We start from the raw sequence: 21564 nt of genomic DNA, 5'->3' as shown, positions 1-21564 counted from the left end.
AATTTTAAGAATAATATTCAGAAAATAAGCCACTTAAAAAAAGTGAAACAGGCTGAATAAAATTCATAAAAAAATCCCCGACTTTCGGCGGGGATAAAAACTAATAACCATGAAAACTCAAATTAAACATGAGAAATTCGATGCAAATATAAGAACAATAAAACAAACCCACGCAATAAAACGTGGGTTAATTTTGAAAAATATATTTAAGTGAAAAAGTGTTACTATCCTGTATTCAAACACTGTGCCGTGAATAATTTTTTTAGATTAAAATTTTAACTAAAAACGTGGTATGTGGTTAAAATTTTACTCTTAAATCACTGAATTGAAGAAAGAAAAAATTTTTAAAATTTTTTGTAAAAAAATGAGCATCACAAAATTTTTTTCCACTATTGTGGTATGTGTTTTGATAATAGGTAAAAAATTCCTGTTTTTCGAAATATTGTGAGTATTTTTGAAGCTGAAGTAAATATAATTAATTATTGATTTAAAGTTTATATGATCTTAATTGTTGATGACAACCAAAGTAATCTCTATTCACTCAAAAAATTACTCGAATCCAAAGATTTTCAGGTAGATACTGCAGATTCCGGTGAAGAAGCGCTGATGAAGGCCTTAAAAAATGATTACGCACTGATTATTTTGGATGTTCAAATGCCGGATATGGATGGCTTTGAAGTGGCGGAAACTTTAGCAGGATACAGCAAAACAAAAGAAGTTCCCATTGTTTTTCTTTCTGCTGTAAATACCGAGAAAAGATTTATCACACGCGGCTACGCTTCCGGAGGGAAAGATTATGTAACAAAACCGGTGGATCCGGAAATTCTGATGCTGAAAGTGAAAACTTTCTACAACCTGCAGGAACAGAATATTGCGATGAAAAAAACGCAGCAGAGCCTGGAACTCGAAGTAAAAGGAAGAAGAGAATCTCAGGTGACCATGAAGTCGCAGATTGATCATTTTCACTTAATGCTTGAATCTCTTCCTCAGATTGCTTTTACCCTTAATGAAAACGGAATTGTAGATTTTGTAAATGGTAAATGGTATGATTACTCAGATTCTGAGAAAAATTTTCCCGAGACCCATCCCGATGATGACAATATTCAGGAAGAATTTGAACGATGCAGAAAGAAAGGAAAATCCCTGGATCTTGAAATCAGAATAAAAAATAGAGAAACGGGCGATTTCCGCTATCATCTTTTACGCGTGACTCCCGTCTACGAAGAAAATGCGATCAAAAACTGGGTAGGAACCTTTACAGATATCGACGATCAGAAAAAAGTAGAGAAAGAAAAGGATGAATTCCTGAGTATTGCAAGCCATGAACTCAAAACTCCTTTAACAAGCATTAAAGCTTATGTACAGTTATTGGAAAGAAAATTAAAACTCGATAAAGAAAGCGCAGAAGCCGGCTTCCTGACCAAAGTACAGGATCAGATCGAAAAACTGAATACTTTAATTACAGATCTTCTTGACGTTTCCAAAATTGAAAACGGAAAACTGAAAATCACTAAAAAACCTGTAAATCTCGAAAACGTTATCAGCAACGCAATCGATACAATTGTGCAGACGCACGAAAGCAGAGTGAAAATCAAGCGCGACGGAATTAAACCCGACATTCTTATTCCGCTGGACGCAATCCGTATCGAGCAGGTTCTCATTAACTTTTTAACGAACGCTATAAAATATTCACCTCAAAACAATCAGGTGATTGTAACTACTTTTGTAGACGAAGAAGAGCAGGAAGTAAGAGTAAGTGTTACAGATTTCGGAATAGGAATTCCGGATTTTAAGCAGGAAGCTGTTTTCAATAAATTTTACCGTGTGGAAGAATCCTCACTCCAGTTTCAGGGAATGGGGATCGGTCTCTTTATCTGTTCAGAAATTATAAAGCAGCACCACGGAAATATCGGGGTTTCCAGCAAAGTAGATGAAGGATCTACATTTTATTTCACTTTACCTTTAAATTAATTTTCCATGCCGAAAAAAATTATAAGAAATCTTCAGTTCGGGGTAGGATTTTCCATCCTGATCCTTATTGCAAGTTCATTGGCGTCCTATTTCAGCATCCAGAATCAGATGAACCATCGTGAAAGCGTGGGAAAAAGCAGACGTGTTGTAACGGCGGTAAAAGATATTCTGGTTGCGGTTCTTGATGCGGAAACCGGAAACAGAGGATATCAGCTTACCGGCCAGGAAAGTTTTCTGGATCCTTTTAAAAGAAGCGTTTCCGAGTATTCAAAAACCTTTGAATATGCAAGAAGTCTGGAAATTACAGATCCCCACCAAAAAAGACTTTTGGATCTTCTGGAAAAAAATGTAGAGACCAATCTTGCCAATATGAAGCTCTTTGTAGAAAACCGCAGAAGAGGTATCATGATGACGCAGGAGCAGATTGAAGAAAGTAAGCTGTATATGGACCGATGCAGACAGATTGTAAAAGATTTCTCTCAATATGAAGAAAATCAGCTTGCTGTAAAAACCAGAGATCTTAATAAATCTTCTCGAACTACCGTTTTCTTTATTATATTTTCCTCAATTGCAGCAGTCGTAGTTACTGCATTTTTCTATGTAAGACTAAGAGCAGACCTGATCCGTAGAGACAAACTTGAAAAAATGCTGAAAGCAAAAGATCAGGAAATGTCGAGAAGAGTAATCGCGATCAAACAGATTGCCAACAGAATTGCCAACGGAGATTATAACCAAAGGGTAGTGGATAATGCTGAAGATGATCTTGGAGAACTGGTGGAGTCTTTAAATAATATGACGGAATCTCTGAAATTATCTTTCGATACCATTAATAAAAGCGACTGGAGACAGAAAGGTCTTGCCATACTTAACGAATCTTTGGTAGGAAATAAATCGGTAAAAGACGTTGCCAAAGAATCGCTGCACCAGTTAATAGAATACGGAAACTGCATCAATGGCTCTATCTATCTTTATGATGAAGGATTACTGAAGCTAAATGTTGCTTTCGGTCTGGAAAACAACATGAAAAAGATTTTCGAACCGGGAGAAGGAATGATAGGGCAGACTTTCATCAGCGAAAAACCACAGGTATACAATAATCTTCATGAAGATGATTTTGTGGTAACGTTTGCGAGCAGCACGATCCAGATTTACGGAATTATGCTGATCCCGATCTTTGCCGATGGTTTCATTATAGGAGTTCTTGAATTAGGCTCAACAACCAATTTTGAAAAAGACAGAGTCGATTATTTCGTAGAGTGCAGCAGAAATATAGGAATTGCTTTAAGCGCGGCAAAAGGCCGTGAAAAAGAACAGCAGTTGCTTGAAGAAACACAGGCACAGTCGGAAGAATTGCAGGTTCAGCATTCTGAGCTGGAAAATCTGAATACCGAACTGGAAGCTCAGACCCAGAAACTTCAGGCTTCAGAAGAAGAGCTGAAAGTTCAGCAGGAAGAACTGATGCAGGCAAATGCCGAGCTGGAAGAACGTTCAAGACTTTTGGAAGAAAAAAATCATCTGATTGCAGAGCGCAACACAGAAATCCAGAAAAAAGTCGAAGAACTGGCTTTAAGTACGAAATACAAGTCGGAGTTTCTGGCAAATATGTCTCATGAGCTTCGTACACCGCTGAATTCAATTCTCCTTCTTTCAAGACTGATGGCGGAAAATCCGGATGAAAATCTTAACGAAGATCAGATAGAGTCTGCAAAAGTAATCCAGAGTTCCGGAAGCAGTTTATTAACCCTAATTGATGAAATTCTGGATCTCGCTAAAATTGAATCCGGAAAAATGACTCTGGAATATCAGGATGTTGTTATCAATGATGTGGTAAAAGACTTAAAAGATCTTTTCAATCCTGTATTTCAGGAGAAAAATCTTCAGTTTAACATCAATATCGATGAATCTCTTGAGAAAAATATTGAAACCGACCGTTTAAGAGTAGATCAGGTTCTGAGAAACCTATTATCGAATGCGTTGAAATTTACCACAAAAGGAAGCATCGATTTAAACATTAAAAAAGATCCTAAAAAAGCAGATTTTATTATATTTTCCGTAAAAGATACCGGAATCGGGATTGCAGAAGACAAACAGAAGATTATTTTTGAAGCATTTCAGCAGGCAGACGGTTCCACAAGAAGAAAATTCGGGGGAACAGGTCTTGGACTATCGATCAGCCGTGAAATTGCCAGATTATTAGGCGGAGAGCTTACCTTAAAAAGTAAAGTGGATGAAGGAAGCGAATTCAGCTTAAGTATTCCTGTAAAAGCAGTTCCGGAAGTTCCTCAGGTTGAGAACGATCAGAATCTCGTAGAAATCATCCGTGAAGATGTTGAAGAAATCCAGAATATTCTTGATGAAAAACAAACGGAAGAAAAAGAAACGGTAAATACCCTTCAGATTCCTGAAAATGTGGACGATGACAGAAATACCATTCAGGAAGGCGATAAAACGATTCTCATTATCGAAGATGATACCAACTTCGCCAAAGCATTGCTGAAATATGCTCATTTGCAGAACTATAAAGCTGTGATTGAAGTAAGAGGAGACCGTGGTCTTGCCGCAGCACTGGAATATCGTCCGCAGGCGATTCTTCTGGATGTTCAGCTTCCTGTAAAAGACGGATGGCAGGTAATGGACGATTTAAAATCCAATCCCGAAACAAAACACATTCCGGTACACATGATGTCTGCGCTTCATGTAAAAAACGAAAGTCTGATGAAAGGGGCGATTGATTTCATCAGCAAACCTGTTGCATTTGATCAGATGACCGATGTTTTCAGAAAGATTGAAGAAGCCCTCAAAAAAGGTCCGCAGAAAGTATTAATTGTAGAAGAAAACGCAAAACACGCAAGTGCACTGTCTTATTTCCTCAGCAATTTCAATATTTCGTTGTCGGTAGAAAATAATGTGGAAGACAGCGTAAAAGCCTTAACGGCAAATCATGTAGACTGCGTCATTCTGGACATTGGAGCTTCAAGAGGAAACGAATATGAAATTATAGAATCCATAAAAAGTTATGAAGGACTGGAGAATCTTCCGATCATCATCTTTACCGAAAGAAATCTATCCAAATCCGAAGAACTGAAAATAAAGCAGTATGCAGACTCCATCGTTGTAAAAACAGCGCATTCTTACCAGAGAATTCTGGATGAGGTAGGATTATTCCTGCATCTGGTGGAAGAGAAAAATAATTCCATTGAAAATGTAAGAAGCAAAACAATGGGATCGCTTACGGAAGTTTTAAGCGGTAAAAAAATACTGATTACCGATGATGATGTCCGAAATATTTTCTCCCTTACCAAAGCGCTTGAAAAATACAAAGTAGAAGTTGTTGTTGCAATGGACGGGAACCATGCGATCCAGCAGATTAAAGAAAATCCTGATGTGGATGTGATCCTGATGGATATGATGATGCCCGAACTCGACGGTTACGAGGCAATCAAGGAAATCAGAAAAATGCCTAAATTCAAAAGACTGCCGATTATTGCCATTACCGCAAAATCCATGATCGGAGAGCGTGAAAAATGCATTACCGCAGGAGCGTCAGATTATATCTCCAAACCGGTGGATATCGATCAGTTACTATCCTTACTTCGTGTTTGGTTATATGAAAGTTAAACAGCTAAAATTCTGATGAATAAAAAAATTCTGATCGTGGACGATGATCCACGTAATATATTTGCTTTAAAGCTCACCCTGAAAGCCAGAGGATATCATATTGAAAGCAGTACAATGGCTCAGGAAGCCATTGAAGTTTTAAATAAAGACAACCATTTTGATGTAGTTTTAATGGATATGATGATGCCGGAAATGGATGGGTATGAAGCCATCAAAATGATAAAAAATACACCTTCTATCAGCAATATTCCCGTAATTGCAGTTACCGCGCAGGCGATGCCGGAAGACCGCCAGAAATGTCTGGATGCAGGAGCGGCAGATTATGTTTCCAAGCCGATAGATGTAGACCTTTTAATGAACGCTATAGAAAAATTATCGTAAATGCTGGAACCAAGTATTGTAAAAGATGAAGAAGTAGAATATCTTATTAAAGATGTCTACGATATGTACGGCTACGATTTCTCAGAATACAGCCGCGCTTCCTTCAAGCGCAGGGTGAACCGTATATGCCTGATCGACAGATTTACAAGCTTTGCAGAGTTAAGATATACAATACTTAATGATCCTGAATACCTGAAAAGATTCATCGAAGAAATTACCGTGAATGTAACGGAAATGTTCCGCGATCCTCAGTTTTTTAAAGCATTACGGGAGAAAATTCTTCCGCAGTTGGGAACCTATCCGCTCATCAGAATCTGGGTGGCAGGATGTTCTACCGGAGAAGAAGCCTACTCAATGGCTATTTTGCTTAAAGAGGCAAATCTTTACCATAAATCTTTAATTTACGGCACAGATCTTAATCCTTCCGTTCTGGAAACAGCAAGAGCAGGAGTTTTTCCTTTACAGCAGATGAAACTGTATTCTGAAAACTATATTTTATCAGGCGGGAAAAAAGATTTTTCAGATTATTATACAGCCAATTACGACAGTGTGAAATTTGATAAAAGCCTTCAGGAAAAACTGATCCTTTCTACCCATAATCTCGTTTCCGACAGCTCTTTCAACAGTTTTCAGCTCATTATCTGCCGGAATGTTCTTATCTATTTCGATCGCGGTCTTCAGGAAAGAGTATTCCAACTTTTCGACAGCAGTCTGGAAAATTTAGGTTTTTTAGCTTTAGGTGCAAAAGAAACCCTTAGATTTTCTAAATTAGACAAAAATTATAATCAGGTGGATGATCAGAAGATATGGAAAAAAATAGATCACCAGTAAGCTGTTTTTATCATGAAGAAGAGTACAAATATCGAACTGATTGTTATCGGAGGTTCCGCAGGAAGCTTGCAGGTGATTCTGGAAATGATTAAAAAAATAAACGAAAAGCTGGATTTTGCCATTTTGCTGGTAGTTCACAGAAAAGCACATTCCAACAATATCCTGCAGACTTTGCTGCAGCAGTTTTCGCCTATGCCGGTTATTGAGATCGAAGATAAAACAGAAATTCAGAATAATACAATCTATATCGCTCCGGCAGATTACCATTTATTATTCGAAAATAAAAATATCATGTCTCTGGACAGCTCGGAAAAGATGAATTATTCCCGTCCTTCCATAGATGTAACCTTTAAATCTGCGGCGGAGATTTACGGCGACCGGATGATCGGTGTGCTGCTTTCCGGAGCCAATGCAGATGGTGTGGAAGGTTTGGCATACATCAAAAAAAACAACGGAAAAGTCTGGATTCAGGATCCCGAAACCGCAGAAGTAGATTATATGCCGAAACACGCTGTGGAAGAAATTAATTTTGATCTGATTATAAAGCCCGATAATCTGGCAGAGTACATCAATCAGTTATAAAAATATAACCCCTAACTAAAGTTAAATAGATATGAGCAAGAAGAAAATTTTGATTTTTGATGATGATAAAACTATTTTAGAAGTCATCACCATCATTTTTGAAGAAAATGGTTATCAGGTCGAAATTTCGGAAACTTCACATGACATTTTGGAGAAAGTAGAGCAGTTCCAGCCGGATGTTATTCTTATGGACAACTGGATCCCGAAAATCGGTGGAGTGGAAGCAACAAGGCTTCTGAAAAATCATCAGGAATTTAAAAACATTCCCGTGATTTATGTAACGGCAAATAACGACATTGTAGCTCTGGCGAAAGAAGCTCAGGCAGATGATTATGTTGCCAAACCTTTCAATCTTGAAGATTTAGAAAATAAAGTTGCACAGTATCTGCAGTAATATTCGAAAAATTTAAAGTAATTTTCTCTCAAAAATAAAACTCCCTGTACAAAGCTGTACAGGGAGTTTTATTTAAACAATTTCCTGCATTTCCCTAGAATCGGTTTCAGGATAAATTTCAACTGCTTTCTGCATCTGTTCTGTTGTACAGACTCCGATATTTATTTCTGTGATTACAGAGGTCAAAACCATTTTTATATCGGGCTGCGAAAGAATTTTTTCCGAGAAAGTAGTGGCAATAATTGGTTTTTTGGAAACCAGATTTTCGGTAAATGTATATTCTCCTCTCAAGTCAATTTCTGTATTGAATTGCTGCTTAATGACTAATCTTAAATACTTGTTTATTAAATCTTTATTGGCTAACAGGTTTTCCATCTTAAACGTGTTTGTAATACTATAATAATATTCATGCCATACTTTCATTTTAAATCTTAAAATTTTCTTAATCATCATTTAAAATGTAAGAAATCCCCTGAAACAGTGCAACCGATTGAATCGTATTGATAAATTGCCACCAATTCGGGATTTACGGCAAGTAATTTGTTGCACAAAATAAAATTTGCGTAAGAAACACCAAACATTTGAAATATGAAAATAAGAACCTATCATGTACTGGTTGCTGCTTCGCTGATGATGGCAAGCTGTTCGGAAACCATCGAAGAAAATGGAGGGACTAATACACCTTCGCTTCCTCCGGTAGAATCCAATGCTGCCAATACGAATTATCAGCCGGCTTTTGCAGGACAGACGAGAGCGAATGGCGCAAAAACTTCCACACCGTATGTAAGTGAAGTGGTAACTTCAGCTCTGGCTTCCCCTTGGGGAATTACAGCTTTGCCGGATGGCAGGCTGCTTATCACTGAAAAAGCGGGAACCATGAGAATCGTAAGCAGTACCGGAACCTTAAGCAATGCCATTACCGGGCTTCCTTCCGTAAATTCAGGAGGACAAGGTGGTCTGCTTGGCGTTTGTGTAGATCCGCAGTTTATTTCCAACAGAATGGTATACTGGGTTTTCTCTGAAAATGTTTCAGGCGGAAATATAACTTCTGTGGCAAAAGGAAGACTCTCCAATTCAGAAACAACAATAGAAAATCCGACCGTAATTTACAGGGCAAATCCTTCTGCCAATGTCGGAAATCTTCACTACGGCGGAAGAATTGTTTTTGATAATACAGGGAATCTGTTTGTGAGTACGGGAGAACGTTCAGATCTTTCCACAAGACCTCTTGCACAGTCTGTAACAGCAGCTTTAGGCAAAATCCTGAGAATTACAACCAGTGGTCAACCCGCACCCGGAAATCCTTCATTTTCACAATCTGGGGCGTTGCCGGAATTATACAGCATCGGACACAGAAATCCGCAGGGAATTGCCATCCATCCTGTAACGGGAGAATTATGGCAGAGTGAGCACGGACCGAGAGGAGGGGATGAGATCAACAGGGTTTTAGGCGGTAAAAATTATGGCTGGCCTACCATCACGTACGGAATTGAATACAGCGGAGTCACCATTGGCGCAGGAATTCAGCAGCAGGCAGGAATGGAACAGCCTGTTTATTACTGGGATCCTGTAATTTCGCCAAGCGGAATCACTTTTTATAAAGGAAACACCATTCCGGAGTGGCAGAATAATCTTTTCGTAGCTTCCCTAAGCGGAATGCACATCGCGAGACTGGTTATGGAAAACAACAAAGTAATAGGCGAAGAAAGGCTGCTTTCATCCGAAAACCAGCGTTTCAGAGATATTACGCAGGGAACAGATAGCAATTTATATGCAGTAACGGACGGAGGAAAACTCTACCGTATCCGTAAACAATAATTTCAGAATAATTTTTAATAATCAGCGCCGGAAAAAGATATTTCATCTTTTTCCGGCTTTTTTATTATAAAACTTGTCTAAACTTTTTTCCGGCAAAAGAAGCAAAAGATTTTAACACTTTAGTTTTTAAGTTTAATACTTAAAATAGAAAAAAAGATAATAAAAAGACTAAAATTAACATGAGTTCAATTCAAAATCAATACAAATTATCAATAGGAATGGGCTTTAGCCCATTTTTAATGTTTCTATGAAATAAATTGGCTTTAGCCAAAACTTAAAGTGAAATAAAAATTTCATAGATTTAAAACCGTTATTATCATTAGCTGAGTTTCACGCCCTTGCGCTCGGAAAAATATTCTCATAAATTTCAAAGCAACCTCAGCGAGCTTAGCGTTTTCAAAAAAGAATGTTAAGTGTGGTGATGAAAATTAACGTGAGTTCAATTCAAGAACAATACAAATTATCAGTAGGAATGGGCTTTAGCCCATTTTTAATGTTTCTATGAAATAAATTGGCTTTAGCCAAAACTTAAAGTGAAATAAAAATTTCATAGATTTAAAACCGTCATTATCATTAGCTGAGTTTCACGCCCTTGCGCTCAGAAAAATATTCTCATAAATTTTAAACCAGCCTCAGCGAACTTAGCGTTTTCAAAAAAGACACCATAACAATCTCTGCTCAACATCTATTAAACCTCAATCAACACGTCTTTTAATATTCCAATGAGGTTATCCATCGATCCCGATATGTTATTCAATCATCTGGATAGGTTACGGAAAGATTCGTAGACGTATTTTACTCTTCCGGAATTGTCTTTCACATCTTCGTATCGATATAAAACGTGTCGCGAGATCTACATGACGTATCACGAGATCTTCAAGACCTTAACGGACGCATTAAAAACCTCAACGGACAGGTTGAATAAAGTATCCGGATCATTATCTAACGTATCCGAAACCATACACAACGTATCCCGATAGGTTCAGAACATACAATTTGACGTTGGGAACGTGAAAATTAGAGTAAATGAGAAGTTTATAATATTTAATAGCAACCATCGCAACGACGCAAAATATTCATTAAATACGGTCTTGTCTTAATGCGCAAAGATTTTATCTGATAAAATTAAGCATCAATTCTTATTGAAAATCTTCGATTTTCTTGCGTCTTAAAGATTTGAGATGAATAAAAATCCTGCGTCTTTGCGTTTTCCAAAAAGAATATTTTATTTAAAAAAAGTTTAAACAAACTCAATAAAAAAAAACGGACAATGGAAATTCATCCATCGTCCGTACTAAAATTTAACATTAAAATTATTTTCCGCCGCCGCCGTTTTTCTCAACATCGGTTTTGGTATTTTCTTTTACTTTCTGGTTTCCGAAACGTTTTACAAATGAAATAGATGCTCCGTACCAGTCCCATTTTGAAGCATTTCGGAAAGTTCCTCCCTGCACAAAAGTGGTGGCATCGTAATTCGGCCGCTGAAAAATATTCATGAGCTGAAGGCTGACTTCCATCTGGGTTTTCGGGAATATCTTCGTGGCAGAAATATTATGAAAGACGTTTGCTTTGTTCGTCGTAGAATTTCCGTTGTTCTGGTTAGACACTTCTACCCATGCGCTCAGATTAATATTTTTATTAAACAGATTCGTATACGTAAGGTTGGTGGAAGCACTCAGATAGCTGATGTAATTATTGGCATTTTCCAAACCGTTTTTCCTGTTAAAATCGCTGTTGTCAATATAATACCATCCTAGACCAAGATTCACCGTAAATTTATTTTTGAAGAAAGTCTGGTTCGTATTGGCAAAGACGTAATACTTATGCACTTTCCCGAAAAAGTTGGAGGGCTGCGTAATGGTGATGTTTTGAGGATTTCCGTTGATATCATTAATGGTTCCCGTTACATAATTGGTCCAGTAATCCTGATCGGTAAACATATATCTCGCAGAGATAAAGTATTTTTTATGAATCCCTAACTTCATATAAACCCTGTCGCTTGGGTTGGGTTCCAGATCGATGCTTCCACGACTGTAGAATCCGTCGCTGTTCGGGATCATAAACGGATTAAATTCCGCATACCACGGTCTCCAGATATTTTTGTTATACGTTAAACTTAAATCATAATTGTCTGAAAAAGAATATTTCAATAAAATATTGGGCAGCAGTTTTCCGTAAGAATCTCTTCTCGAAGTTCCTGCATTATCCTGACGTATTTTATAATCGATGTATTCATAACGGAGTCCGATCCTGGTTTCCAGTTTTTTAAAGAATGTTTTGCTGTAGTTGGCGTATAGAGAACTGATGTTGTCTTCATAGTGGAAAATATCTCCGGAACTAAGTCCTGTAAGCATATTTCCATATAAGCTGTTTGGGATCACATTATTATTGAAATCGATCTTACCGCCGACTTCAAAATTTCCGCCTTCTTTTCCGATAGGCTGCGTGTAATCTACTTTCAGGTAATAATTTCTGTTTTCGGTATCTGTAAGAACTCCTATTTCCTGTTTTTCATCCGGTTTGGATTTGTACACCATATTTTTTACAAAATAATCGTCGCTCGACTGTCCGTAATAATTGGAACCCAAATTAATGTCAAGGATTTTATTCTTTTCCTTATCATACCATTTATAAAAAATATTGGAGCCGAAGTTTCTGTTAAGTCCCGTAGAATTTTGGTTCTGAAGATAAGAATTTTCGAAGAGTCCGTTAACATTTCTCAATCCGTCTGCATCGGTATTGGAAGAAGAGTTGCTTTGGTAATATTCAAGAATTACACCTACCGTATTTTTATTATTCAGTTCAAATTCTGAAGTTGACGAAAGGGAAGGACTTTTGTATCTCCCTATTGTTTTAGAATTTCTGTAGGTTTCAGAATTTTCTGCATCCACTTTATAAAGACTGGAATTGCTCTGTACGTTGGTATTGTCGCTGTAGCTTCCGATGAAGGTCTGTGTAAAGCTTTTACGGTGGTAATTTAAATTCAGGTTGGTGTAGTGAGAGTTTTTGGTGTTCTGCCTGTTGTTTAAGGTAACACTTCCTTTAATTCCTTCATCATCACGCTTTTTCAATACAATATTGATGACAGATCCTGTTGCTTCATATCGCGAAGACGGACTTGTAATCACCTCAATTTTCATCAGATTGTCCGCAGGAATGGTTTTCAGGTATTCTTTCAGTTCCTTTCCTGTAAAAACAGACTTCCTGTCGTTGATGTAAACGGTTACGGTTTCTCCTTCAGCTTTTATGGCATCATTGTTATCAATACTTACCAGCGGAGTCATTCTCAAGACGTCCCAAGTCGTATTTCCTGCGAGAATAGAGCTGTTGGAAACATTAAAAACGGTTCTGTCTACTTTGGATTCAATGGTTGGTTTTCTTACCGTTACGGTAACTCCTTCAATAGCCTTCTCCTTCGATTTTAGAGTATCCTTTTCAGCCTGTGCAAATGTAAATATGCCTGCTAAAAAGGCAATCGGTATCAAAATATTTTTCATGTAAAAAAAACTATGTTTCTTACATAAGACACCGAAAAGAGAATATTTGTTACATCACATCGTATTAATTCTATAATAAATTTTTAAAGATTGAAAGGTCAGTTGTTTACAGAAGCTAAAAAAAGCTATCCGGAAAGTACAGATAGCTTTTATTTAATTTTTTACTGAATAACAGCGGTTCTTGTTCTTACAGTATGTGCTGAAAAATAGCCCAAAGCTCCGTTGCTGATGTTGCTTGGCGGATTGGCGGGAGTAATTCCTCCGCCGGGACCGCTTCCTGAAAGCTGTAGAAGTGCAGAATAATAGGTATACACTTTATCATCAATACACTGCATTTCTACATGGATCACATCTCCTGCAACCACTTTGATATCATTCGCGTTGCTGTCATCGTTAGGAAGCAGAAGAGGTCTTTGGTTCGGTAATCCGTTGTTCACATTATCTGAAAATTCGGAGAAGAATTTTTTCGGATTGCTGTTTACGGTATACACAAACAGATAACGGTTTCCTAAAGTTGCCGGATCTGTGAAAAGTGGCAGAAGCGTATAGCTCGTCTGTCCTGCCACAAGGAAAGAATCCTGCTCCAGACCGTCGAAAGAAACAGCCTGCGGCATTGTACTCTGTGCGGTATACTGTTTTCCTTCTGCGTTGATGGTTAACGTATAAATTCTTCCGGGCTGTCCCACAAAAGCAGACGTTTTGTAATTTCCGTTTCCGGCATACTGAAGTGTTTCCGTCTGTCCTGTATTGTCACTCAGGATCACCTGTGCATTCGTTACTGCGGGATATTGGTTCGCCTGTGTAAAGGCTACGGATTTGGTAATCTTCACAAAATAAGGTCCTCCCTGATCGGTAATGTTTCCTTCAATAACAATCTGTCCGCTCTGATCTTCAAGATCAAGATCTATTTCTTTTTCGCAGGAAGTGACTAAAAATAAAGACAGTATGATTAAAAATATATTTTTCATGAATTAAAATTTGAAATTATACGTAATGTTTGGAACCCATCTGAACAGGGCAGTCTGCATTGCGCGTGTTGTTCCCGGCTTATCCGGATTGTCTTCAAAAGTGATGGTGTAAGCATTTTCTCTGCCGTAAATATTATAAATTCCGAAAGACCATGATCCTTTAAAGCGTTTGTTGTTTACAGGTTCGTATGTTGCATTAAAATCCAGTCTGTGGTAAGCAGGCATTCTGTCTGCATTTCTGCTGCTGTACTGGAAAACCGTCTGTCCGTTCAGTTCATACTTTCCAGTCGGGAACGTAACTGCATTTCCGGTGCTGTATACAAAAAGTCCCGAAAACGTCCATTTCGGATTAAGCTGATAAGTGGCAACAATTGAAAGATCGTGCGTTTTATCCTGTCTTGCGTTGTACCATTCATTATTATTGATTCCGTCGATTTTTCTCTCCGTTTTGGATAAGGTATAGGAAATCCATCCTGTTAATCTTCCGCTTTTCTTTTTGGCGATTATTTCAAATCCGTAGGCTCTTCCTTTTCCGAACAGCAGTTCGCTTTCCACATCTGCCGCTGTATCAAAAGTAATCTGGGCTCCGTTTTTATAATCGATCTGGTTCTGAAGAGACTTATAATAGATTTCAGCATTGATTTCATAATTGTTGTTGCTGAAATTTCTGCTGTAGCCTAAGCTTACCTGATCTGCAATTTCAGGTTTTACCGTAAAGCTGCTTCCAATCCACTGATCGGTAGGATTTCCGCTTCCGCTGTTGCTTAAAAGGTGTAAATTCTGAGTATTTCTGGAATAGCCTCCTTTAATGCTGCTTACTTCGTTAATCCTGTAGTTTGCCGTAATTCTCGGTTCTACATTAACGTATGTTTTCCCGAATTTTCCTTTTTCAACAAATTCAGAATCTGTAAGAACTCCGTTTTCATAGGTGTTAAACACATCACCTCCCAAAACGCTGAACAGGGAAAGTCTGGCTCCGTAGTTGATCGTCAGTTTTTCGGTAGCTTTAAAATCATCATTAATATAGAAAGCATTTTCCCAGGAATATCTCGGGTTTCTCGGATAACTGCTCACACTCGTTCCGGAAGCGCTGCTTGGTGTAATCGTATGATAAATAGACTGCAACCCAAACTTCACCGAATGCTTATTCCCCGCAAACCATGAAAAATCCTGTTTCAGGTTCCAGTCCTCAATCTTGGAACTCAGTCCGAAGGTATTGTTATTGCTGCTTAAGCTTACATTATAGTTGTAGTTGCTGTAAATTAATGAAGTATTGGAGAATAATTTGCTGCTGATGATGCTGTTCCATCGCAGGGTAGCCGTTGTATTTCCCCAATCGCTTGAAAAAGTATCGCCTAATCCCAAAACATCACGCCCAAAATAGCCGGATAAATACAAACGGTTGTTTTCATTGATCTGATAATTGGCTTTTAAGTTCAGATCATAAAAATATAATTTGCTGTCTTTGAAATCGTCTGTTGCTTTTAGAAAAACATCGGCATAGGTTCTTCTTCCCGAAACAATGAAAGAAGATCTTTCCTTCTGAATAGGACCTTCCACACTCAGTCGGCTGCTGATTAATCCCAATCCTCCATTTACATTGTATTCTTTATTGTTTCCGTCCTTCATTTTCACATCCAGAACCGAAGAAAGCCTTCCTCCGTATTGGGCAGGACTGTTTCCTTTGATGATGCTTGCATCTTTCAGCGCATCGCTGTTGAACGTACTGAAAAAGCCGAGCAAATGGGATGCATTATAAACGGCTGCTTCATCCAGTAAGATCAGATTCTGATCCGTTGCACCGCCTCTTACACTGAATCCGCTGTTTCCTTCGCCGTTGCTTTTTATTCCGGGAAGAAGCTGTATGGTTTTCAGAACATCTTTTTCTCCAAACAGAACGGGAAGTTTTTCAATATTTTTAATGCTTAAGGTTTCGGTTCCCATCTGTGCAGAAGTAAGATTTTTATCTTTTTTTACCCCTGAAATTACCACCTCATCTATTTTTCCGGTTCTTTCTTCCGCTTCGTTTTCTCCGGAACTCAATTCGAGATCCTGCTTGATATTATCTTCTACGGTAATACTTTTCGTAAAATCTTTAAACCCGGGATTAGAAATCATCAAAGTATAATTTCCTTTGGGAAGAGAAAGCGAGTAGAAACCGTAATCATTGGCTACCACAGCAATCGTAGGATCTTCAGCAACTTTCACCGTAACGCCAATCATAAGCTCTCCGTTTTTCTTATCTTTCACAGTACCGCTCACAGAATATTTCTGCTGGGCAAAAACTGCCGTACTGAAACAAATTGCTGCTGCGGTAGTGGCAATTTTAAATGATAATGTCTGCATGTAAGTTTGTTTATTATTTGAATAATTCGCTAAATATAAATTATTACATCTCCTGTATGTGAAGAGAGTATAAAATTAATGCTTTAATCTGAACTTTGGCAACGTTCGGGAAAAGTTCATGTGAAAAACGGATTTTAAAGATTTTTATTGGCTTAAAATTTTTAAGAATACATGATTTTTTTGAAATTTAAATAAAATGGTTTAGACTTTTAAGTTGTTTAAAGTAAAATTTTAAATGTTGAATTTGTTTAAACTTTTTAAAATAAAAATAGTCTTATTGGAAAACGCAAACGCGCAGGATTTTTATTAGTCTCAAATCTTTAAGGCGCAAGAAAATCAAAGATTTTCAATAAGGATTGATGCTTAATTTTTATCGCAGATAAAATCTTTGTACCTTAAGACAATACCGTATTTAATGAATATTTTTCGTCGTTGCTGTGATTATTGCTATTAAGGTAAACAAGTTTGTTTTGTAGATGAATTTAAAGTATTCTAAAAAACAATTAAATATCCTATTTTTGCTAAAACTCCGGATAATCGTGAAGAATATTTTAAGTTGGATTTTGATCTTATTTCTTTTGGTTTCGCTTTTAAACAACTGCTTAAACAGTAAGGTTCAAAAAGAAATCAATCAGAAAAACACATTCTTGGATAATCTGAGAAAACTATATTCTTCAGGTGATTCTTCACAATGGCCAAAACCTGTTCTTGATCCCGAATCTGCCCCAACTTTTGTGGAAATCGGACATTTACCGGAGGTGGAATTTCCAAAAGATAATCCCTATTCTTCCGAAAAAGAACTCTTGGGAAAAACGCTTTTTTTCGATCCCAGACTTTCAAAATCCAATCAGATTGCGTGTGCTTCCTGTCACGATCTGGAATTGGGATGGGGCGACAGCAGAACGGTTTCTTTCGGGCACGACAGACAGCTCGGAACCCGAAACGCAATGACCATTCTGAATGCCGCCTTTGCAAGATCTCTATTTTGGGACGGAAGAGCAAAATCTCTGGAAGAACAGTCGCAGATGCCGATTCAGGATCAGAGAGAAATGAGTGAACATATTGATATTGCGGCAGGAAAAATTGCAAAGATAAAAGGCTATGAGATTTTATTTGAAAAAGCTTTTGGCGATAAAACTGTTACCAAAGACCGCATTTCCAAAGCCATTGCCACGTTTGAAAGAACGATAAAAAGTTCTCCAAGTAAGTTTGATGCGTTTATCGACGGAAAGCCGGAAGTATATACCAATGATGAATTGATGGGGCTTCATCTTTTCAGAACAAAAGCGCAGTGTATCAACTGCCACAATTCGGGATATTTTTCGAATAACAGGTTTGAAAATGTGGGAACTTCTTTACTGGGCGAAAAAGGAGAGGATCTTGGAAGGTATGCAGTGACAAAAGTTGCGGATGATGCAGGAAAATTCAGGGTTCCGGGTTTAAGAGAGGTTTCCAAAACTGCACCTTATTTGCACAATGGTTCTATGACAAGTTTAAAAGAAGTGATTGAATTTTACAGCAAGGGAAATCCCGAATATTCCCAGAAAAGATCTACCGTGTATGAAGGAGTTACTTTACACTCGCAAAAATCGGGTATGGTGAGAATGCTTGAACTGTCGGATGAAGAAATTTCTCAGCTGGAAGCTTTTTTAAAAACTTTATCCTCCAAAACGGAAAAAATAACACTGCCTGAATTACCAAAATAAAACCTCCGAAAATTCCGAAGGTTCTGGAAGCAGATGCATTTTTACATACCTCTGCGAAAGTAAATATTAATAATTAATTTTTTGTAATTTTAAGTTACTTTATATGAACATATTTAAAAACTAATGCTTCGTTTTGGTCGATAAATATTTCTCTAGATATACAAAATGTAAATGGTTTATTTGTATATTTGATGACTAAAAAACATAAAATTATGACTAAATTTATCGAGCTTGACGGCTTTAATGGAAAAGCTATCATTAATACAGCTAGTGTTTCATCAGTACACGAAGAATCTCGTGGTAGAGCAAACTATATAACTGTAAAACTTACAGATGGTTCTACAATATCTGTTGAAATGAAAATTGAAGACTTTCATAAATTGTTAACCGAAGGGGAGACTTCTGAACCTCTCAATGACTGCTTCAAGTAGGATTTCTGAAGTTTTTAAGTCCTCTATCTTTTAAAATATTTATAATTTGTTCAACATCTTTACCGAACTTCTTTTTAAAAATAGTTTCGTTTTGATTTTCCATTTCGTAAAATTTTAAATTAATAAAAAATACCAACTGTCATCGTTGGTATTTATATTAAACTTGTCTAAACTTTTTTTACCGCAAAAGATGCATAAGATTTTAACACTTAAGTTTTTTAAGTTTAATACTTAAATGGAAAAAAGAGCACACAAGTTAAAAAAAAACAAAGATTTTTTCTCTTTGCAGACTTTTGAAATACTTTAAATAAATCCCATAAAGTCTTTTGTCTCTTTTGCGGTTAAATTTAAAATGAGTTTATACAACTTATTTTTAGGTTTGTTTAAGGTAGCGTATAGTTGCCTAATTTTTTACTGCTTTTACGGTATATTGAGAACCGTCTTTCAATCGGATAATCAACAGGTATAATCCTGAATTTAATGTGCTTACATTAATTTCTTTTGAAGGGTTTTCAACAGTTTTAATTATTCTTCCCGAAATATCGCTGATGCTCACGGATTTTACTTTTTCAATATCTGAAATGCTTACGGTATCTTTGAAAGGATTCGGATATACTTTAACTGCATTTTTAGCCGCTGAAACTTCGCCTGTAGCCAAAACAGGGTTCTGTTTTACCTCAACATTGTCCAGTAATACATCATCATAAAAATAACCGTTGCCATTTACATTTTTATCTACCGTAAATCTCACCTGAATGGTTGTCCCGATGTAAGATGAAGGCAAAGGAATTCCTACAGGTCTCCATTGGTTGGAATTGGAGGTATCGCTCCATAGAGAAACCCATCCGCTTCCGCTGTTTACTTCTACTGTAAGTTTGTTGTTATCATAGGTTGAAGGACTCACTGTAGTACTTGTAGAGGTAGAATGATTTTTAAACCATTCAAATGAAATATAAGGAGACGTTAATCCTGCTAAATTTATAGAAGGAGTAACCAGTTGTACTGTATTGGCTCCCGTTCCGCTGTAAGGAGAACTTGCGTCTACCCATGCATAAGTTCCTGCTGCTCTTCCGTTATTGGCAAGATTGGCTCCATAATCGGCACTTCCTGAAAATTTCCATAAAAGATTCGCTGTGGTACTTCCCGGATTGGTATTCGTCCAGCAATTCGGTACGGCTGCATTGTCAAAAGTCTGGGTAAATGGCGCAGATAATGTGGCACATGCCGTTGTAACAGAGATAGGTCCCCACCAGGTGCTTTTATTTGAGCTGCTGCATGCAGATCTTATCCAGATGTTGTAAGTTGTAGCCGGAGCAAGCCCGTTGATGGTTGTTGAAGTAGCTGTACTGGTTCCAGATGCAGTGGTTGCTGCCGTTGGTGCAGTGCTGTTTGTAGAGTAATAATATTCATATCCGCCCGCCGGAGCAGAAGCCGGAGCCGTCCATGAAATTCCTGCGCTGTTTGCCAAAACATTAGACGAAGTTAATGCAGAAGGAGCAAAACATGACGGAAGAGGTTCCCAGTAGACATCATCGTAATAGTAAGATTTTCCGTCTGCTGTATTTCTGATCGCCAGTCTTGCGTTGGAAGGAACTGAAGAAGGAACGATCACTGAATATTCGCTTGTTGAACCGTAGGTAGTGTTGCTGATGCTTAAAGCCTGTAATAATACAAATGTTGAGCTGTTTGCCGGATCCGTAACGTATCCTACATTCAGCGTTCCTGTCGCTGTGCTTACCCTTGCTTTTAATCTTAACCAGTGTGTTCCTGCATTAATATTGCTGAACTGAGGAAGAACAACCGTTGTTGGATTTTGCGTTGTTGTACTGTACTGATAAATGTTTCTTACACCTGAAGCCGGCGTTGTTGTTGTAATGGTCTGGGTTCCGTTGGTGTCAATAATTCTTGCCCAGCAATCCGGTACAATATTTCCTGTGGCGTAAGATTCAAAATCCTCAAACATAGAAGTCATGGCTCCGCATAACGTCTTGAATGTACCTGAAAAAGACCATGCACTCTGGCTTGCTGCACCGCTGCAGTTTGCTCTTACCCAATAATAATAGGTAGTATTAGGATTTAAACCCGGAATTGTAGTTGAGGTTCCCGAAACTCCCGGAAGATTAGGCGTTGCTGCCGCAGCCGGAGGTGTATTGGTTGTGCTGTAATAAATATCATACGTGGTAGCTGTCGTTCCCGTTGCAGGTGTCCATGAAACCGCTGCGGAATTTGCCGTAAGAGTTCCTACCGCATTCAATGTAGGAGGCGCACAAGTGGAGTAAGCATCTGCCGAAAATGCAAAAACATTGGTGTAACCCTGTGCGGTTGATGTTTTGGTAATTGTAATGCTTTGGATGGGCTTTGTCTGATTGGCAGCATCTAACGTCAGCAATGTCTGGTACAATCTCGGATTGGTTCCGCTTCCTGATTCCAGAGTGTCGTTTGTTCTGTTGATTCTTCCGAATCCCTGTATTGCGAATCCGGTTCCGTTATACCAGTCTGAAACCGCAACTCCTGTAAAGGTTTGTGAAGTATTATCTGTAAAATTAACGGTTACCGTAACGGTAGAAGCACCGCTTCCGCTGGTTGCGAGCATATATAATTTAAATGCTGCTATCGGCGTTGAAAAAGTTATTGTTCCGGAATCGTTCTGGTTAGCCAGTTTCAGGGAATTGTTTGCACTGTAACTGGCTAATTTATAAGATAATCCCGGAGTTGTGGAAACTACACTGTTTACAATGCCGTCATTCGGTAAACCGTAAGTAAGGGGAGTGCTGGAAGAAGTCAGCTGAAAATCTCTCGATACAAAAGCGAATGAAACGCCGTCTACATCGGTTGAGGTAGTTACTGCGGAAGATCCGACTCCGTTTGCAATAACATCGGAATTAAGTCCGGATGAAATGAGCATTGGCTGGAAGTTTTGAGCTGCTGCCGTAGAAGCTGCCAAGACGGCTCCCGCATACATTGCTCTTGAAAGTAATTTTAAATTCATGCTAAAAAAATTATAAGGTAATGTTTGTTTTA

14 protein-coding genes are annotated in these 21564 nt (G+C 38.0%); 9 read left to right on the top strand and 5 right to left on the bottom strand.

The annotated features are described in order from the left end of the window. Positions 1-498: 498 nt before the first annotated feature. The 6 genes from BW951_RS03175 to BW951_RS03150 are packed head-to-tail and all read left to right on the top strand — an operon-like array spanning position 499 to position 7777. Positions 499-1971 (top strand): hybrid sensor histidine kinase/response regulator, encoded by a 1473-nt coding sequence (locus BW951_RS03175; protein ID WP_076390458.1) that lies wholly within the window; start codon positions 499-501, stop codon positions 1969-1971. A gap of 6 nt (positions 1972-1977) precedes the next feature. After that, positions 1978-5589 (top strand): response regulator, encoded by a 3612-nt coding sequence (locus tag BW951_RS03170; protein WP_076390457.1) that lies wholly within the window; start codon positions 1978-1980, stop codon positions 5587-5589. A 15-nt stretch (positions 5590-5604) separates the two neighbouring features. Further along, a complete protein-coding gene (locus tag BW951_RS03165) occupies positions 5605-5970 on the top strand; it encodes a response regulator (RefSeq protein WP_076390456.1) in 366 nt (121 codons plus the stop codon). Then, positions 5971-6801: a CheR family methyltransferase gene (locus tag BW951_RS03160; protein WP_076390455.1), complete on the top strand. Its 831-nt coding sequence runs from the start codon at positions 5971-5973 to the stop codon at positions 6799-6801. Between the two features lie 12 nt (positions 6802-6813). Beyond that, positions 6814-7383: a chemotaxis protein CheB gene (locus tag BW951_RS03155; protein ID WP_076390454.1), complete on the top strand. Its 570-nt coding sequence runs from the start codon at positions 6814-6816 to the stop codon at positions 7381-7383. Between the two features lie 31 nt (positions 7384-7414). Further along, positions 7415-7777, top strand: a complete 363-nt coding sequence (locus tag BW951_RS03150; protein WP_076390453.1) for a response regulator — start codon at positions 7415-7417, stop codon at positions 7775-7777. 72 nt (positions 7778-7849) lie between these two features. Here BW951_RS03150 and BW951_RS03145 read toward each other — a convergent pair whose 3' ends face one another. After that, on the bottom strand, positions 7850-8152 hold the full coding sequence (locus tag BW951_RS03145; RefSeq protein WP_123956619.1) for a hypothetical protein: 303 nt from the start codon (positions 8150-8152) through the stop codon (positions 7850-7852). Positions 8153-8365: 213 nt separating this feature from the next. On the opposite strand from BW951_RS03145, the gene BW951_RS03140 reads away from it, so the two are divergent. Further along, positions 8366-9595 (top strand): PQQ-dependent sugar dehydrogenase, encoded by a 1230-nt coding sequence (locus tag BW951_RS03140; RefSeq protein WP_076390451.1) that lies wholly within the window; start codon positions 8366-8368, stop codon positions 9593-9595. Positions 9596-10908: 1313 nt separating this feature from the next. Here BW951_RS03140 and BW951_RS03135 read toward each other — a convergent pair. The 3 genes from BW951_RS03135 to BW951_RS03125 all read right to left on the bottom strand — a co-directional run bounded on the left by BW951_RS03135 (position 10909) and on the right by BW951_RS03125 (position 16406). Beyond that, positions 10909-13092, bottom strand: coding sequence for an outer membrane beta-barrel protein (locus BW951_RS03135; protein WP_076390450.1), 2184 nt, complete (start codon positions 13090-13092; stop codon positions 10909-10911). 161 nt (positions 13093-13253) lie between these two features. Next, complete coding sequence (locus tag BW951_RS03130) at positions 13254-14060, bottom strand: DUF4249 domain-containing protein (protein WP_076390449.1); 807 nt, start codon at positions 14058-14060, stop codon at positions 13254-13256. A 3-nt stretch (positions 14061-14063) separates the two neighbouring features. Beyond that, the gene (locus BW951_RS03125; protein WP_076390448.1) at positions 14064-16406 is read right to left on the bottom strand and encodes a TonB-dependent receptor; all 2343 of its coding nucleotides are present in this window, start codon (positions 16404-16406) and stop codon (positions 14064-14066) included. 539 nt (positions 16407-16945) lie between these two features. Here BW951_RS03125 and BW951_RS03120 point away from each other — a divergent pair. Both BW951_RS03120 and BW951_RS03115 read left to right on the top strand, forming a co-directional pair. Then, the gene (locus tag BW951_RS03120) at positions 16946-18112 is read left to right on the top strand and encodes a cytochrome-c peroxidase (protein WP_228427473.1); all 1167 of its coding nucleotides are present in this window, start codon (positions 16946-16948) and stop codon (positions 18110-18112) included. A 212-nt stretch (positions 18113-18324) separates the two neighbouring features. Next, positions 18325-18543, top strand: a complete 219-nt coding sequence (locus BW951_RS03115) for a hypothetical protein (RefSeq protein WP_139326077.1) — start codon at positions 18325-18327, stop codon at positions 18541-18543. A 403-nt stretch (positions 18544-18946) separates the two neighbouring features. On the opposite strand, the gene BW951_RS03110 is transcribed toward BW951_RS03115, so the two are convergent. Further along, positions 18947-21532 (bottom strand): T9SS type A sorting domain-containing protein, encoded by a 2586-nt coding sequence (locus BW951_RS03110; protein ID WP_076390446.1) that lies wholly within the window; start codon positions 21530-21532, stop codon positions 18947-18949. Positions 21533-21564: the final 32 nt, after the last annotated feature.

The sequence above is a fragment of the Chryseobacterium gambrini genome, from assembly GCF_900156825.1.
Lineage (GTDB): Bacteria > Bacteroidota > Bacteroidia > Flavobacteriales > Weeksellaceae > Chryseobacterium > Chryseobacterium gambrini.
The sequence above is the reverse complement of the archived record's forward strand: the minus strand, read 5'-3'. Positions and strand labels throughout refer to the sequence as shown.

Excerpts from the sequence above, each read along its gene's own strand:
- BW951_RS03175 (WP_076390458.1), top strand. The coding sequence starts at position 499 with ATGATCTTAATTGTTGATGACAACCAAAGTAATCTCTATTCACTCAAA.
- BW951_RS03170 (WP_076390457.1), top strand. The coding sequence starts at position 1,978 with ATGCCGAAAAAAATTATAAGAAATCTTCAGTTCGGGGTAGGATTTTCC.
- BW951_RS03165 (WP_076390456.1), top strand. The coding sequence starts at position 5,605 with ATGAATAAAAAAATTCTGATCGTGGACGATGATCCACGTAATATATTT.
- BW951_RS03160 (WP_076390455.1), top strand. The coding sequence starts at position 5,971 with ATGCTGGAACCAAGTATTGTAAAAGATGAAGAAGTAGAATATCTTATT.
- BW951_RS03155 (WP_076390454.1), top strand. The coding sequence starts at position 6,814 with ATGAAGAAGAGTACAAATATCGAACTGATTGTTATCGGAGGTTCCGCA.
- BW951_RS03150 (WP_076390453.1), top strand. The coding sequence starts at position 7,415 with ATGAGCAAGAAGAAAATTTTGATTTTTGATGATGATAAAACTATTTTA.
- BW951_RS03145 (WP_123956619.1), bottom strand. The coding sequence starts at position 8,152 with ATGGAAAACCTGTTAGCCAATAAAGATTTAATAAACAAGTATTTAAGA.
- BW951_RS03140 (WP_076390451.1), top strand. The coding sequence starts at position 8,366 with ATGAAAATAAGAACCTATCATGTACTGGTTGCTGCTTCGCTGATGATG.
- BW951_RS03135 (WP_076390450.1), bottom strand. The coding sequence starts at position 13,092 with ATGAAAAATATTTTGATACCGATTGCCTTTTTAGCAGGCATATTTACA.
- BW951_RS03130 (WP_076390449.1), bottom strand. The coding sequence starts at position 14,060 with ATGAAAAATATATTTTTAATCATACTGTCTTTATTTTTAGTCACTTCC.
- BW951_RS03125 (WP_076390448.1), bottom strand. The coding sequence starts at position 16,406 with ATGCAGACATTATCATTTAAAATTGCCACTACCGCAGCAGCAATTTGT.
- BW951_RS03115 (WP_139326077.1), top strand. The coding sequence starts at position 18,325 with ATGACTAAATTTATCGAGCTTGACGGCTTTAATGGAAAAGCTATCATT.
- BW951_RS03110 (WP_076390446.1), bottom strand. The coding sequence starts at position 21,532 with ATGAATTTAAAATTACTTTCAAGAGCAATGTATGCGGGAGCCGTCTTG.